This is a genomic window from Ruegeria sp. CDSA021, assembly GCF_059612325.1.
Genome location: NZ_JBXWQJ010000009.1, coordinates 179,723 through 195,948, shown reverse-complemented (window position 1 = coordinate 195,948; position 16,226 = coordinate 179,723). Strand labels below are relative to the sequence as shown.

Annotated in this window: 11 protein-coding genes and 1 pseudogene; 9 read left to right on the top strand and 3 right to left on the bottom strand. The window is 54.6% G+C overall.

Translation table 11 applies throughout. The features are described from left to right. Positions 1–984: 984 nt before the first annotated feature. Positions 985–1,941, bottom strand: coding sequence for a LysR family transcriptional regulator (locus AC2FLD_RS13915; protein WP_496674050.1), 957 nt, complete (start codon positions 1,939–1,941; stop codon positions 985–987). Positions 1,942–2,081: 140 nt separating this feature from the next. Here AC2FLD_RS13915 and cuyA point away from each other — a divergent pair, with 140 nt between their 5' ends. The 7 genes from cuyA to AC2FLD_RS13880 all read left to right on the top strand — a co-directional run bounded on the left by cuyA (position 2,082) and on the right by AC2FLD_RS13880 (position 11,593). Then, complete coding sequence (gene cuyA / locus AC2FLD_RS13910) at positions 2,082–3,095, top strand: D-cysteate sulfo-lyase (protein ID WP_496674111.1); 1,014 nt, start codon at positions 2,082–2,084, stop codon at positions 3,093–3,095. Positions 3,096–3,126: 31 nt separating this feature from the next. Further along, positions 3,127–4,086: an ABC transporter substrate-binding protein gene (locus AC2FLD_RS13905; RefSeq protein WP_496674053.1), complete on the top strand. Its 960-nt coding sequence runs from the start codon at positions 3,127–3,129 to the stop codon at positions 4,084–4,086. A gap of 69 nt (positions 4,087–4,155) precedes the next feature. Beyond that, entirely contained in the window at positions 4,156–5,211 is a 1,056-nt protein-coding gene (locus tag AC2FLD_RS13900; RefSeq protein WP_496674056.1) for a quaternary amine ABC transporter ATP-binding protein, read from the top strand. Beyond that, positions 5,208–6,752 (top strand): ABC transporter permease subunit, encoded by a 1,545-nt coding sequence (locus AC2FLD_RS13895; RefSeq protein ID WP_496674059.1) that lies wholly within the window; start codon positions 5,208–5,210, stop codon positions 6,750–6,752. Before AC2FLD_RS13900 ends, AC2FLD_RS13895 begins: the two co-directional genes overlap by 4 nt. After that, positions 6,749–7,471 carry an alpha/beta fold hydrolase gene (locus tag AC2FLD_RS13890; protein WP_496674062.1) on the top strand — a complete coding sequence of 241 codons (723 nt, stop codon included), beginning with the start codon at positions 6,749–6,751 and terminating at the stop codon, positions 7,469–7,471. Before AC2FLD_RS13895 ends, AC2FLD_RS13890 begins: the two co-directional genes overlap by 4 nt. A gap of 349 nt (positions 7,472–7,820) precedes the next feature. Then, positions 7,821–10,346: a cation:proton antiporter gene (locus AC2FLD_RS13885; protein WP_496674065.1), complete on the top strand. Its 2,526-nt coding sequence runs from the start codon at positions 7,821–7,823 to the stop codon at positions 10,344–10,346. Positions 10,347–11,329: 983 nt separating this feature from the next. Beyond that, positions 11,330–11,593: a hypothetical protein gene (locus AC2FLD_RS13880; protein ID WP_496674068.1), complete on the top strand. Its 264-nt coding sequence runs from the start codon at positions 11,330–11,332 to the stop codon at positions 11,591–11,593. A gap of 297 nt (positions 11,594–11,890) precedes the next feature. Here the strand turns inward: AC2FLD_RS13880 and AC2FLD_RS13875 are convergent, their stop codons facing one another. After that, complete coding sequence (locus AC2FLD_RS13875; protein ID WP_496674071.1) at positions 11,891–12,100, bottom strand: hypothetical protein; 210 nt, start codon at positions 12,098–12,100, stop codon at positions 11,891–11,893. Positions 12,101–12,550: 450 nt separating this feature from the next. Then, a complete protein-coding gene (gene glyA / locus AC2FLD_RS13870; protein ID WP_496674074.1) occupies positions 12,551–13,861 on the bottom strand; it encodes a serine hydroxymethyltransferase in 1,311 nt (436 codons plus the stop codon). A gap of 96 nt (positions 13,862–13,957) precedes the next feature. Between glyA and AC2FLD_RS13865 the strand changes: the two genes are divergently transcribed. Both AC2FLD_RS13865 and AC2FLD_RS13860 read left to right on the top strand, forming a co-directional pair. Then, a complete protein-coding gene (locus AC2FLD_RS13865; protein WP_496674077.1) occupies positions 13,958–14,836 on the top strand; it encodes a LysR family transcriptional regulator in 879 nt (292 codons plus the stop codon). Between the two features lie 335 nt (positions 14,837–15,171). After that, positions 15,172–15,900, top strand: a pseudogene (locus AC2FLD_RS13860) (ISNCY family transposase); the annotation flags it as partial. Between the last annotated feature and the right edge of the window lie 326 nt (positions 15,901–16,226).

Below are 16,226 nucleotides of genomic sequence, written 5' to 3'. Positions count from 1 at the left end.
GCCGTGGGACTTTGGAAAGTAGGGCTCCATACGCGCCATCTGCGCATCCGTCAGCCAGAAGAGATCAGACATGTTCACCGCTCAGTTTTAGAACCGTGAATCAAGCTGCAAAACGAAAATCAATGGGTCCTGACCCTAGTCTTTCGATATTCGGCATCCGTCTATCTCCATTCCAATCTACGCGTTGGATTTGGGTGATGCGCTCGAAGTAGGCATGCGAGGTTCTGCCAGAAGTACGTCACTTTCTGCCAACTTTGTGACGGTTAGCGCTCGCAAAATCGGTGTTAATAGCTCAATCCTTTGAAAGTGCCTTGAGCATACACCCAGCTACGTCACTCAATACGAGGGTCAGATTTGTTTCTTTGTTGCACCAAAGAAGTTGGGCGACGCTTTCGCCAAGTTCGCCACGGAATCGATCTGTCCTGACGCAGCCAGCAGTGTCAGTTCGCGTTCGTCCAGTTTGGCTTTATTGGATGGCTGAATGAAAGGGTGCAGGACTTCTTTGCCAGATCAATCATGCAATATTAGAATAGAATAATGAAATACTTACTCCAAACCCCAACTGCCAGAGCTATCCTTATGGCACTCTTCGTAATCATTGTTGTCAGGGTGTGCAGCTATGACATTTATGAAGAGGCTGGATACCAAGAGCCTGATAAAGAGTATTGGGGCGGTGGAGGCAGGCCCAACCCGACTATCGTCAAAACATTGAGAGAGTGAATGCTTCTGGTTTTCTAATGTCAAAACGAGCGTCAGGAGATTAATCGACTTTTCTGAGTCAGGTTTGTCCGTAAAGAAGCCGTTCACTGAATTCAGCCGAATGGCCGCCTTGAGCCCAAAGCGGTCATTGAATACTCAAGAAATCGGGACAACTGAGGAATATTATACCGCAAGAAACATGGCAATTTCCCACGACCTTCGGCGGTCAAAATTTGGTGCCAACAGATGGCTATGGTCTTTGGCGCTCATGGGCGTTCTATGGGCTCAAGACTTTGAAGACGGCTTGTTTGTCCAGAAATCAAGCAACATCTTCGCTATCTCGGTCTGGTGGTGGGCATAGACCACCACGTCGAGCTTTTCCTGGCCCAATTGGTTGCGTAGGGAGATTAGCTCGCCGCTTTCAATTTCCTTGTGCACCATGCTGAACGGCAGCCAACCAACACCGAGACCGTTCAGGATCATTTCCTTTGCTCCACTTGAAAAGGCCGTCTGGCAAACGGGGTTTTTGCTAAAATCGGCGGTTCCGAACGGGAGTTTGCTCTTGTTCAATGCTTCGCCGAAGTAGCTATTTTCGGGATAGACGACGGCCGGCGTATCCAAAGGCACGTCAACGTTTCCACGCACGGCATACCGCAATCCGCCACCGATGACCGGAATGAGGTAGTCGTGACCCCAAGTTCCGCGACGAATGCCGGCTCCGAACGGCATTGGGGCGACAGTTTGCGCCTCATAGCATAGCAGCATGTTGGTATCGCCGCGCAAGAACAGTGTGACACAATCGTTCAGATTGGCAGTTCTGAGACGAAAACGGAGCCCCTTGAACGTGGCACGTGCACGCAGTGCCATATCAGGGAAGGTGGAGACGACCGATGCGTGTGTCGCGGCGATCGTCACGATCGAAACGGTTGGACCATGTTGCGCAATTTTTGTGCGCAGGTCATTTAGCCTTGCGATCAAAGAGCGTATTTCGGCTTCGTTCGAGGCCAGTGCCGGACTGATCTCGACCCGGTTCGATTTGCGATCGAGAACTTCAATCCCTAGCCACTCCTCAAAACTGCGAATACGCCTTGAGAATGCTGGTTGTGTTATGTTTCTGCGGGCCGCGGCCCGCGTCATGTTCCGCTCTTCTAGAAGGGCCAGAACATCATCAAACCACAGCATATTCATCCGCACCTCCCTTGCACCCAAAGAAAATGTATTAGCAGCCTGCAAAATATGCACTGTTTTTCCTCTTTTCCTTTTGAAAGTGTTTGTCTGTAGGCAAAAGCAGGGAGAGTGTGGTGGCTGAGACAATTCAGATGACCGGTGGTGACGCGATGGTCGCGCCGGAGTTGGTTTTGAGCTTGTGCAAGGAGCTATCGCTGACGCTGGCGAAATTTCCCCGGGTATCGCTTGGCCATCTTCCTACGCCTTTGGAGCCGATGGATCGCCTGAGCGAGGTTTTGGGTGGTCCGCGTTTATGGGTCAAACGAGATGATTGCACCGGCCTTTCGTCGGGTGGGAACAAGACCCGTAAGCTGGAATTTCTGATGGCTGACGCAGTCCAGAAAGGCGCGGATACAATCATCACGCAGGGGGCGACGCAATCCAATCACGCGCGTCAAACAGCAGCGGCGGCCGCAAAACTTGGCATCTCGTGCCACATCCTGCTTGAGGATCGCACGGGTTCCAATGACCCGAACTATATTCTGAATGGAAATGTCCTGTTGGATCGACTGCATGGCGCCAGTGTGTCCAAGCGTCCCGGTGGGGCGGATATGAACGCCGAGATGGGAGCCTGCGCCGCGCAGATGAAGACAGAAGGGCAAAAACCCTACATCATCCCGGGCGGTGGATCGAACCCAATCGGGGCCTTGGGCTACGTAAATTGCGCGCGCGAGTTATGCGAACAGGCCGCCAATGCCGGATTGAAAATTGACGCGCTGGTACATGCGACCGGCAGCTCGGGTACGCAAGCTGGATTGGTCGCCGGGCTTGCCGCCCTAGAAAGTGACATTCACCTTTTGGGCATCGGTGTGCGTGCCCCGCAAGACAAACAGGAAAGTATGGTTCATGATCTGGCAGTGCGAACTGTCGAGTATATGGAGACGGGTACGCCCATTGCGCGCGAAAAAGTGCGCGCAAATTGCGACTACGTTGGTGCAGGATATGGTCTTCCCACTGAAGGGATGATTGACGCGCTTAAGTTGCTGGCCCGCACCGAAGGGCTTCTGTTCGACCCGGTCTATTCGGGTAAAGGGTTGGATGGTCTCATCGACCAAATCCGCAAGGGCTATTTCGACGGCATGGACAATGTCGTCTTTCTGCATACGGGCGGAAGTGCAGCCCTGTTTGGCTATCCCGAAACTCTTGAACTTCCCGGCTACGTGGCCTGAAACCTACAACAAACCAACAAGGAGATATCAAATGAAACTAAAAAAATACTTGATCAGCGCGGCTTTGGTTTCAGCTCTCGGTGCGCCACTCGCCGCTGAAGAGGTTAAGATCGGCGTTCCCACTTGGACCGGAGCACAAGCCATTGCTCATGTTTTGGGTGAGATCGTGACCACCCGCATCGGTGGCACAGTGGAGTATGTGCCCGGCAACAATGCCACAATTTTTCAAGCGATGGATCAGGGCAAGGGTGATATCGATGTTCACCCTGATGTTTGGTTGCCAAATCAGGAAGCGTTCACCAAGCAATATGTCGATGGTGCTGGCACTGTGACGCTGTCATCGAACCCTTATCAGGGCAATCAGGGCTTCTGCGTCTCCAAAGACTTTGCCGCAGATATGAATATCACCGACATCGCGGATCTTGGACGCCCCGATGTAGCGGCTGCGATGGACAGTGATGGCAATGGTAAGGGCGAGATGTGGATCGGTGCGCCCGGCTGGGCCTCGGCCAATGTGAACGAGGTGAAGGTGCGCGACTACGGCCTGCTGGACTTCATCGATCCGATCCGCGCGGAAGAAGCTGTGAAGACCGCACGGATCAAGGACAGTATAGCCAAAAACGACGGATATGCCTTCTACTGCTATGAGCCGCACGCCGTCTGGTACATGTTCGACGTGGTGATGCTGACCGAGCCGACTTATGACCCTGAAAAATACGTCATGGTGCAGCCCTCCGACGATCCTGACTGGTACAACAAATCGATGGTTGCCAGCAAGGACGCTCTGAAGGAAGTGCAGATCGCCTGGTCCAACTCGCTTGGGGATCGCTCGCCGGCGATTGCTGAGTTCTTCGCGAACTTCTCCCTGACCGCCGATGACGTAAGCTCGCTGGCCTTCGAGATCAGTGCCAATGGGCGCGATGCTGAGGAAGTTGCGGCCGAATGGGTTAACGCCAATTCCGATCGCGTGGATTCGATGCTGGGTCTCTGAGCTAGACCCAATAACAACGGGCAGCGCCAAGCGGTGCTGTCCCATTTGAAGGCACGCACGGGTGGGCGGATGAGCGACGAGACTGTAATCGAAATTTCCAACATCTGGAAAATCTTCGGGGCAAAACCTGAGGTCGCTCTTGAAGCCATTCTTGCGCGAGGCCTGACCAAGGCCGAAGTGCTTGCTGAATTCAACGCGGTGGTGGGCGTGGCCGATGTTAGCCTCAGCGTCAATCGCGGTGAGATCTTCTGTATCATGGGGCTCTCAGGAAGCGGCAAATCCACACTTGTGCGCCATTTCAATCGCCTGCTTGAACCAACGGCCGGCAAGATCGAGATCGAGGGCACGGACGTCATGGCGCTCGGCACAAGGGAACTTCAGGCTTTCCGCAACCGGAAAATCGGGATGGTGTTCCAGAATTTCGCGCTGATGCCCCACCGTTCGGTCCTTGATAATGTGGCAATGCCGTTGGAAATCCGCCAGGTGGCCAAAAACGAGCGCATGCGGCAGGCGGCCGCCATTCTCGATATTGTCGAACTGGGGGCGTGGGGGGCGAAGTTCGCGCACGAACTCTCTGGCGGCATGCAGCAACGTGTGGGTCTTGCCCGAGCGCTCGCGGCCAACCCTGATGTTCTATTGATGGATGAGCCATTCTCCGCACTTGATCCCCTCATCCGGCGGCAGCTGCAGGATGAGTTCATCCGGCTGTCGAAAATCCTCAAGAAAACAACGATCTTCATCACCCATGACCTTGATGAGGCTGTCCGCATCGGAGACCGGATTGCGATCATGCGTGACGGCAAGATGGTGCAGATCGGCTCGGCTGAGGACATTGTCATGCATCCCGCTGATGACTACGTCGCTGATTTCGTGGCCGGGATATCGCGCCTGAAGGTGGTGCATGCTCATGCGGCGATGCAGCCCTTGGACAGCTACCTCGCCACGCACGGCCCACTGCCGGCTGACATCGACCGGGTGGATCACAATGAGACACTTTCCGCTTTAATTACGCGAGCCATCGACGACGAACGACCGGTTCTGGTTTCCGAAGGCGGCGAAGACAGAGGTGTCATCACTCGAGCAGATCTGTTGCGCACCGTGATTGAAGGGACAGAAATGTCATGAGCGAAGATCTTGGTGTGAACCCCCTTGAAGACACAGAAAGCGAAGCCGCGCAGGCCTACGCCGAGGAACGCCGCGAGAATATCCGCACCTTTGTGCGCACCAGCCCTGATTACTACATCCGCAACTTCGACAAGATCGGCGCATCCGCGCGTTTTACGGCAACCTTCAACGCAATGGCAGGGCTCTTTGGTCCGATCTGGTTCGGCGCACGCGGGCTTTGGTCATGGGCATTGGCCTTTCTTGTCGTCGAAGCAATCGGATTTGTGCAGATCGCGCGGGGCCTGTTCGGAGACTTGGGGGCGGACGCGCTGGCCCGTGTGACCTCGATCGAAGGTACGCTAGATTTGCGCTACCAGCAGCTTGCGGCAGCGCAAGAGAGCGGCTCGGATCGAGCCGCGGCCATTCAACGCCAGATCGAAGGGCTGGAGGCCAATATTGAAGGCTTCCGCGCCGAGGCAGAGTTGCTCGCTGCGCAAGGCCCGTCGATTGCCCTCACCGGGTTAATCATCTTGCTTGTAGCCAAGCTCATACAGGCTGTGGCCGCCAACTGGGCACTGGAGGCCTGGTTTTCTGACTGGCTCTCAGATCGCACCATTCGCTCCGGCATGCCGGTCAGCCAGATTGTCTTCAGCGCGGGTTTTATGATCCTGTTGGTCGCGACCGCAATGGTTCACTACAGTTTCCCGGGCCGGTTTTCATTTCTTAGCGAATTTCCAACAGATAACTCAATTCGCCTGGCCAGCATTGATAGCGTAGAGGCATTTATCGCCTGGTGCGTTGCCAACAGTGTGTCGTTCTTTGACGGGCTCACTGCGGCCATTCGATGGTTGTTGGATGCCATGGAGGTTGCGTTGGTTCAGACCCCTTGGATCGTGGTGGCCGCGCTGATCATTCTGTTGACCTGGCTCACAGCTGGCTTGCGAATGGCTATATGGTCTGGTGCCTTTCTGGCCTACATGGGCCTTCTCGGCTTCTGGGAAAAAGCTATGACCACATTGGCGCTTCTCGGCACTGCGGCGCTGCTTTCCATCGTGATTGGCATTCCTTTGGGCATGTTCTCTGCGCGCCGGCCGCGCTTCTACGCTGTCATCCAGCCAATCATGGATTTCATGCAGACTATGCCTGCGTTTGTCTTCATGGTGCCTGTGATTGCCTTTTTTGGGGTTGGCAAGCCAGCGGCAGTTATTGTCACTATGATCTTCGGTGGGACACCCGTGGTACGCCTTACCGTTTTGGGTCTGCGTGGTGTTCCTGAAAGCGTGCGCGAAGCCGCGATCAGTTTTGGCGCCAACAAATGGTACCTTCTCACCAAGGTCGATCTGCCGCTCGCCAGCCCCTCTATTCGCGCCGGTATCAACCAGACAATCATGCTGTCACTGGCTATGGTCGTGGTGGCCTCGCTTATTGGCGCGAAGGGACTGGGCGAAGACGTCCTCGAGGCGCTGCAATACGCCAATGTGGGCCAGGGTATCCTCGCAGGCTTTGCCATTCTCTTCTGCGCGATGATTCTTGACCGGATCGTTCAAGGTCAGCGAAAGTGACTCCCCTTGTACTTGTTCATGGTTTCATGGGTGGTAGCGCACAATGGGATGGGTGTCGCGATACCCTGCACCAGCATGCTGATGTGATTGCAGTCGACCTGCCCGGGTTCGGAGTAAATGCCCATCTGCCACCAATTGACAGTATTGGCGGATATGCGGATTGGGTCGTCCGGCACCTCCGTGGCCTTGGAGTGGAGGAGTATCATCTGCTCGGTCACTCCATGGGCGGCATGATCGCTCAGGAAATTGCCGTTCGCGAAGGTGAAAGGATTGACCGTCTTGTGCTTTACGCAACTGGCGCGGCCGGTGTCTTGCCGGGGCGGTTCGAGACAATTGAGCACAGTAAAAAGCGCGCTGCGGAAAGCGGCCCGGCGGCCACCGCACGTCGGATCGCAGCGACTTGGTTTCTGGATTGCGAAGCTGCGCCAGGATATGAACACTGCGCCGGGATCGCCACTCAAGCTAAGCTGGCCGCCATAAATGCTGGGCTTGAAGCGATGCAATCCTGGTCAGGAGAGCAGAACCTTAGCCGAATCCGGCGGGAAACACTTGTGCTTTGGGGCGATCGAGATCGGACCTATCCGTGGAGCCAAATTCAAATGCTATGGGAGGCGATCCCCAATACATCGTTAGGAGTTATTCCGGGCTGCGCTCACGCGCTACATGCCGAGAAACCTGACTTATTCCTACGTTTAATCTCCGACTTTTTGGACCGCTGAGCAATGCAAACAACTTGGACTTTTGCTGGGCGGCAGCCGATGTCAGCTTTGTCCGCAGAGCAGTCATTCATGCCTGGCGCAGCGAATGTCCACTTCGAGCCCAAATTGACCGTTGCTGCGCGCAGCTCCAATGAAAGCAATGCGCAGGAAGCGGACTTTGCAAAGCGGGGTGGTCGACATGTTCCAGCAGTTCACTTACGGAGCTAGTGTCAAAAAGCGGTCCGCCATTGCAAACACGCCTTGCAAGTGCGCAATCTGGATGTTTGTGAGCCAACACGTTGATCCCACAAAGCAGATCCTGTTTTAGGGGCGAATTCCCTTAGTTCGAGTTCTCAGATAATACGTACTGATGGATATTGTCGTCATCACGACCATCATCACTTCTTTTTTTGTTGTAATCGGCGTGGCAGAACCATTGGCTGCACGTATGCGCCTGCCTTACAGCGTTATCCTAGCGGTCCTAGGGATAGTGATCGGACTTGGCGCAACGTTCTTTCTCAACACTGACTTGACGGATGCACTGAACCCGGGAGCGCAGGCGATAATTGATTTGCCGATCCGGTCAGACGTCTTCCTCTATGTTTTCCTGCCGACGTTGCTCTTCCAGGCGACACTCGGCATGAACCTGCGCAGGATGCTGGATGACTGGATGCCCATCCTGATGATGGCCGTTGTGGCGGTGATTGTGGCGACACTTTCCATAGGCTATGCGCTCAGTTGGGTAAGTGCGTTACCGCTGGTCGCCTGCCTGTTGATTGGCGCTATCGTATCGACAACTGATCCTTCGGCGGTTGTCAGCATTTTTAGGTCAATATCCGCACCACGCAGGTTGTCGCGAATAATCGAGGGTGAAAGCCTCCTGAACGATGCTGCCGCGATTGCTCTTTTCGGGCTATTCATGAGCTTTGTGATGCTCGGCAGACCTGATCCATCACTAAGTGAAGCCGTGGGGCAGTTTCCGCTGTTGATCGCCGGTGGCGCACTCACCGGTTGGCTTATGGCGCGTATGGCGGTTTGGATGATGGCTTTCGTAGACCGTTGGGAGAAGGCGCAGATTTCAATTTCTGTCGCGCTGCCGTACCTCGCCTATATCGTTGCGGAACAAAGCGTCGGGGCTTCTGGTGTTATCGCAGTGGTGGTCACAGGACTAACGCTCAACCTCACCGGCCCCGGTCGTTTGTCACCGGTCGCTTGGACAAATCTGCAAGAAGTATGGGATCTCCTGGCACATTGGGCCGGAGCGCTGATCTTTATTCTTGCAGCATTGTTGATCCCGAGACTGTTGGAAGGAGTTCAACCGTCTGACTTTGGCCTGTTGGCAGTAGTGGTTCTTGCCGCAACACTGGCGCGGGCAGCGGTTCTTTTCGGTTTGTTGCCATTGCTAACGACAATCGGTCTTTCGCCAGCTGTGGAACGCCCCTATCGCACCGCAATGCTTTGGGGTGGGCTGCGGGGCGCCGTGACTTTGGCGTTGGCACTGGCGGTCACCGAAAGCACTCATGTACCGCTCGAAACCAAGCGTCTGGTCGGCATTTTGGCCACTGGCTTTACGCTGTTTACACTGATTGTCCAAGGAACAACCTTGCGAACGGTGATCACAAAGCTAGGGCTCGACAAACTTACTCCGCTTGATACGGCGTTGTCGCGCCAGGTGGTCGCGGTCGCCTTGCAATCGGTCCGCGAGGATGTGTCCCGCACCGCAGAAAACTACAACCTGACCCACCAAATTGTAAGAAACGAAGCCAAACAGTTTAGCGAACGTCTCGACGAGGCTGTAAAGGCCGCCGAAGACAGCGCAGAGATCCTTGATCGTGACCGGATTACACTTGGCCTTATTGCGTTGGCCGGTGCAGAGCGGGATTCTGTTTTGGCCCGAATGCGAGAGCGCACCATGTCATCTGTTCTCAGCGAAAAAATTCTGTCAGACGCGGATCGGCTCATTGAAGGCGCAAGGACCGGTGGGCGGATCGGCTATCAGCGCGCGTCCAATCGATCCGTCGTCTATGGAAAATCTTTTCGGATCGCCGTGTTCCTGCAAAACCGCCTACGAATCTCGTTTCCGCTCACTCGTATAACAGCGGACCGGTTCGAAAGGCTGCTCATGCAACGTCTGATCCTTCGGGATCTCGATGGGTTTGTCCGTGGTCGCATACGCCGGATACACGGTCGCCGGGTTGCGGAGTTGCTAGACGACCTGTTGGAGCGCCGATCCGAGGCGGTTGAGACAGCGCTTGAAGGATTGCGGCTCCAATATCCAGGCTATGCGGAAAAGCTGGAGCGGCGGTTCATCCGAAGGACAGCATTGCGACTGGAGGAGCGAGAATACGCCGTCATGCGAGAGGATGGCCTGGTAGGCGAAGAGCTATATTCAGTGTTGATGCAGGAAGTGGCGGCACGACGTGCTTTATCTGAAGGGCGTCCGGCACTGGACATCGCCCTAAAGGGGCGGGATCTGGTCAGGCAATTTCCACTATTCTCTGATCTCGACAAAGCTTCACTGCGAAAACTCAGTAGAGCGCTGTGTACCCGCTACGCCAACGCGGGCGACACGATCCTTTCCAAAGATGAATTGACTCGGAGTGTGTTTTTCATCGCTTCTGGGGCAGTCGAAGTGGAATTCGGCAGACACACCACACGGTTAGGTCGTGGCGAAATGTTTGGGCAATTGGCCATGCTAATGAAACGGCCCCGTCGTGTGAACGTGCGGGTGTTGGCACCCTCGACATTGCTTGAGCTAGACGAAGCGCGATTCCGGCGACTACTTCGGCGAAGCGAAGCCATGCGGAACTCCGTCAAGATGAGCGCCAGCAAACGCATGATCGACCCTGCGGTGTTGGACCTGGAAGAGCATGAAGGTTCTGGTGATCAAGGTTAGTTGTAAAGAAAGCTCATCAATTGGAACGGAACCGCTACAACTGTTTTTTCATTTCGCGGAAGCGCGATGTCCTCTTTGAGCCGGGCGCCGGCACTGTCTTGCGCTGAGTGGACGGCGGCTTTGTCCGCATGTGAGACATAGAACGGGAGCGCAGCGAATGGCCGGATTGGGTTTCGGCCCGTTTCCGCGATTTGAATGTCCGGTTTGGAAAAATTGTTCTGCGCTGCCGCAGGAAATGCCGAGGCAAGGTCGAGCGATCAATGTGATTTTCGCTGCATCGGCATCAGGCGGGTTGGCGATGCTGGGTTGACCGTGCGGAAAGACGAGAAGGGTTTGTCTCGGCCATAAAACTTAGCGGCACCCCATCGTTGATCTAAGTGGGAACTGACTGGGATGAACAGATGGGCAACAGGGCAGGCCGATGCCCAAAAACACAGTCAGTTAATACCTTAGATTGAGGGTCAACCTGTTCGGGGCGGCTAGTTTTATCTGCACCACAGCAGCATCTACATTCTTAGTTTAGTTGGTAGCCGATCTTCGTGTTGAGTTGCTCAACAGCACGCTTTCGTCGAACCTATCTAATCCACCAACAACGATGAGCCGAGTCTAGGTATGTCCGGTCTATTTTCAATTGGGCTATGCCCGTACTTTGGTTCGCTGCCTCTGAACTGCGGTACGGGCAATTTGATCCAAACTCTAACACTCTCCGTAAATTGTATGATTTCGCGTCCCCAATTCGGAATCGTCTCGTGAGTGGCTGCACCTCGCCTTCGTGCGGGGTGCAGTTTTTAATCCAGCTTTCAGCACGGTGCGTAGTTATTATGGTTTCAGCTTCCCACTGAAACCCTTCGTGGACTGACTGGCCCCGCCTTGATGCGGCGTTATTTTTGGTGGGCTAAGCACTCCGCCGCAAACGTCACGGCATTTGTTTTTTGGTCCGAAGCGAGTTTCGACCCGTACCCCTTATAGAAGGGAGATAAGTCATGACCAAAAGTTTCGACGTAAAATCATCCTGGGCTTCGGTGATGGATGAAACCAAAAACCCGTTGAAAAAGTACTCTTTGCCAACGGCTCACATGCTAATGCAACTATTAGCATGGATGTGGAGTGCAATCTTTTCACTAATGGTTGGCAGCTATTTTGTATTTGGTGTTTCTGCGGTCGGTCACATGCTGTTGATTGGAGGACTGTTTGTAACGCTTATGGTTTTCCGTAAAGCGGAAGCTGAAGAAATCCAAACCAACTGACCTAAAAATGACCGACCGGCCCACTTTGTTCTGGTTCGGTCGGTAACGGGTGGTCGAGCGGTTCCACTCCGTGATCGTTAAGCCATTCAAACACTGCACCCCAATCATCTTGCAGGGACGGAGCGCTGCGGTACTCACGCAGCTGTTCCAGCTTACATTTAAGATCGAAAGGGATGGTTCGGGGCCAGCTCCGCATGGGAGCATTAGTAGAACATTCGATGATTGGGTCAAGTTCAGATAGCAACAACTTTAGTAAGCGGGCACCAGGATATGCCGATGCCCGACAGAACAGTATTTTTACACTTTTGTATGTGCATCAGCTCGCAGGGAGCTGTTGTTTTGAATTTCTACTGCAGATTGGCGGTCTACACTCTTTCCGAGAGGCAACATACTGGTTAGGACAACGCCCCAAAAAACCATGACGGCGATGAACGGACCGCCCAATGCGTATGTAACTCCAACCAGTACAAAGAAGGACGCCAGTACCAGCCAATGCTTAATGGTCATTTTTTCACTCCTTTTCTGTCTGAAACTCCCTGATCGTTACATGGGTATTTCAACCGCACTAAGCATGCGAATATCTGCCAATACTCAGTGAATTTTTGCCATCTCTCCGCCCCGGCACCACGAGAGGCATTTCGGAGACCAATAGCATCCGTTTAAGGCCTTGTTTTCACGGGCCTCGGGGCTGGGGGTTCAAGTCCCTCCACCCGCACCAACAATATGTGTAAGCGTCTTATTTTAAAGGGTTGCAGAGTCGATCCTCTCGGACATTCTCCAATGCCTCTCTGCGCTGTCAATATTCCTCCGATCTAAGTAGTCGCTTGTAACGCTTCACTGGCAACCGCCTGCAATATGATGGCAAGGCCAACGTTAAAGGGTCACACGGCAGTCGTTGAAGACCGCTAAGCGCAACAACGCTGCAATCCGGAACGATGTGACAACAGGCCGTTTCAGTCACGCGTTCACGAAATGCAGCCTGTTAAATTCAGTGCGCCAGGCCGAAACCTCGGGCAGAATGTTTTCGGTACTCAGACCGCGCTTGATCAACTCGGCCAAGCGATCAGCATCACCCGAGGTCATGCCCCAACGGACCAGTTCCGGTGTGCCGATCCGAAGGCCGTTCATGTCACCGTCCACCGGAGCGACGGGTAAACCGATTCCACACGCCAGAAAGCCGTTCTGACGCAGTTGTTTGGAAGCTGCCTGGCCACCACCGTAAGGCACTGCCAGAACGGCAAACTGGTGCGAGTCAGTGAATCCGCCTGCACCGGAAAAAACCGGTACGCCCAATGCGTCCAACGCCTGAGCCAGTGTTTTTGACATATCGATCATCTCTTTGGCATAGGCCGCACCAAAATCCTTCCAATCCTGCATTGTGACTGCCAGTGCGGCGGTCTTGGCCGCATCGAAATTTGCCGTCATGCCGGGAAAGGCGATGGCATCCAGCGATTTTGCGATGTCGATATCATTTGATACGATCAGCCCCCCCGCAGGCCCGCCAAGGCTTTTGTAGGTGCTCATGGTCATGAAATGCGCGCCTTCCTTCAACGGGTTGGACCACGCCCGCCCGGCGATGATGCCGCATTGATGGGCAGCGTCGAACATGACCTTGGCCCCGACTTCATCCGCGATGGCACGCACCTGAGCCACGGGGTGTTCAAACAGATTTAGGCTGCCACCAATCGTGATCAATTTGGGACGCTCCGCCTTCGCAAGACTGCGTAATTGATCCAGATCGACGGTATAACCGTCCGCGTTGACCGGAGCCTCGATACTGCGTAACCCGAAAAGCCCGGCGCAACCCGCCAGATGATGGGTCACGTGCCCGCCAATCGATGCGGGCGGTGCGATGATCGTGTCGCCTGGCCTGCAGGTCGCCATGAAGCCATAGAGGTTGGCAATTGCGCCCGACGGCACCCGCACCTCGGCAAACTTGGCGTCAAACACCTCGGCGCACAGCTCGGCTGCGATGACCTCGATCACTTCAATCGCCTCCAGTCCCATCTCATATTTGTCGCCCGGATATCCCAGCGAAGGGCGCGACCCGATGCCCGAAGACAAAAGCCCCTCGGCCCTGGGATTCATCACATTTGTCGCCGGGTTCAGGTTAAAGCACTCGGCCTCATGGATACGGCGGTTTTCTTCCGCCAAATGTGTGATCTGGGCCAACAGTTCCCCAGACGTTGCCGATGCAGCCTGTGCAACGATGTCCTGAACCCGGGCTTCGCAGTGAGCAGGCACCCAGTCTCTGTGTGCAAGTGTCATATGAAATCCTCCTGTTTGCTTCAGTCTGACGACTGCTGCGTGACATCGCAAAGCAGAATTGTTATTTCTTGGCGTAGAAAAACTACGGCTATTTCAATGAGCGTCGCTCCCAAACGCCCCAAAGGTCCCCCGTTGAACGCCATGCGCGCGTTTGAAGCCGCGGCCCGGCACGTCAGCTTCGTGGCGGCGGCAGAAGAGTTAAACGTCACGCCTGGCGCGATTTCACAACATATCAAAGCGCTGGAGGGGTGGGCTGGTACACCGCTGTTTCGCCGCAACGCGCAGGGGGTCGACCTGACGCCCGAAGGACAGTCTCTGGTCGATGGGTTTTCAGCGGCCTTTGACGTACTCGCCGATGCCGCCCGCGCTCTACGCAATCTCAAACCCAAGGCCGATTTTCACATCGCAGTCCTGCCTGCTGTTGCCCAACTCTGGCTCCCGAAACGGCTGCGCAGAATCAGAGCGCAGTTTCCCGACATCGCCTTTTCGGTCACCGCGATGGAAACCCCACCAAGCCTGTCACGCGAGTTGTTCGATCTGTCGATCTTCTTTGCCGCGCCGGACGGGTCGCCGGACCAGATCCCCGTTTGTGAGGACATCATCGTTCCGGTCTGTGTACCGACGCTTTTGGATCGCATGCAGAGCGCCAGCGGTTTTCAGGATATCCCGTTGTTGCATGATCAGGTCTGGAAAGACGATTGGGTCACGTGGTCAATCAGTACAGGAAACCGCCTGACTGATGCCAAAGCAGGCCCGCAGTTCTCGCTATATAGTCTTGCAGTCGAAGAGGCCAAGGCCGGGGCAGGCGTGTTGATGGGGCATCTTTGTCTGCTCGAAGAGGCTCTGACATCCCATGCGTTGGCGGTTGCACGTGCGCAACCCTGCCCAACAGGTCTTTCCCTAATGGTCCGAGTGCCACCGCAATCGCGCCGAAGACCCGAGACCGATATGATCATCGCTTTGTTGTCGGATTGAATGGAGACGCAACAGCCATTCGATTTTTGCACCCACGGTCTCCTCCGGGCGAGTAACTGCGGAATGCGCTCCCATTTTCCGATTCTCATGGCAAAGGCGGATTGTGTTTCATGCCTAGGCCGGTCAGAAGAAAACGACCGCTTTCACTGACGAGCAGATACTAAAGTGATCTGGTCCCTCAGCACGACGGTTTCCTAGGTTGATTGTCGGCACTCTTTCTTTAACATAATGTTGATTATGAGCGTTTTTAAACTGTAGCCGCAAAGCAAAAACGTCACCCAAGAGCAATTCAAGAATGTCACACTACCCTCAAAAGTCATTGAGGGCGAGCGGACATGGGTTGGGTGATGATGAGCGAGCGTGAGTTGAACCGCGTAGAGGTGTTGGCGCAGGTCGATGATGGCCGGCTGACAGTTGATAATACGGCGAACCTGCTGGATCTGACAGGGCGCCAAGTGTGTCGGCTGTTGAAGCGATATCGCGCGGATGGAGCAGCTGCGATCCGGCACAAGGCGCGCGGCAAACCTCCGAACAATCGGATTCACAAGGCAAAGCGCGACTATGCCTTGGCGTTGATCAAAGAAAGCTATGCGGATTTCGGGCCGACGTTGGCCGCTGAGAATTTTGCCTAACATCGCGGGTTCAAGGTCTCACGCAAGACATTGCTCAAATGGATGGTCGAAGAAGGGATTTGGCTGTCGCGCAAACAGCGACGGACCTTCCACCAGCCGCGTTTGCGCCGTGAATGCTATGGCGAGTTGATGCAGATTGATGGTTCGGATCACCGATGGTTCGAGGATCGAAGCGACCCCTGCACCCTGCTCGTCTTCACTGATGACGCGACCAGCACGTTGATGGAGCTGCGATTTGTGACTTCCGAAAGCACGTTCAGCTACTTCGAAGCCTTGGAGCGCTATCTGCTTAAGCATGGACGTCCCGTCGCTTTCTACAGTGACAAACACACCGTCTTTCGAGTTCCCAAGCCCAACAAAAATATGACTGGCATGACACTATTCGGCCGCGCACTGGCGGAGCTAAACGTCGAGGTCATCTGCGCCGAAGCACCGGCTGGAATTCCCTCGCAGACCGGAAATGCAAGCAGGCCTGCGCAGCCGGCCAGAGCTCCGATGTTGGAGGTCTCCACTCTGGCAGGCTTCGCTACCGTTCCTCTACACCTGGGACATTCCTACTTTGCACAACCAGTGACATTTCAACTTGGTTGCAACAGATGATTGTTTAGGACTATTGGCGCCTCTAACCGTATGCCTTAAAACAACTGAAGCTTTTTCGCTGCCGAAAACCTACAAAGCAAAAGAACAGTTAACTACCAACTGCACAATTCCGGTATTTTCATAACGTCCGGACAAGCGTTTGATCAAACGGCGAGCGA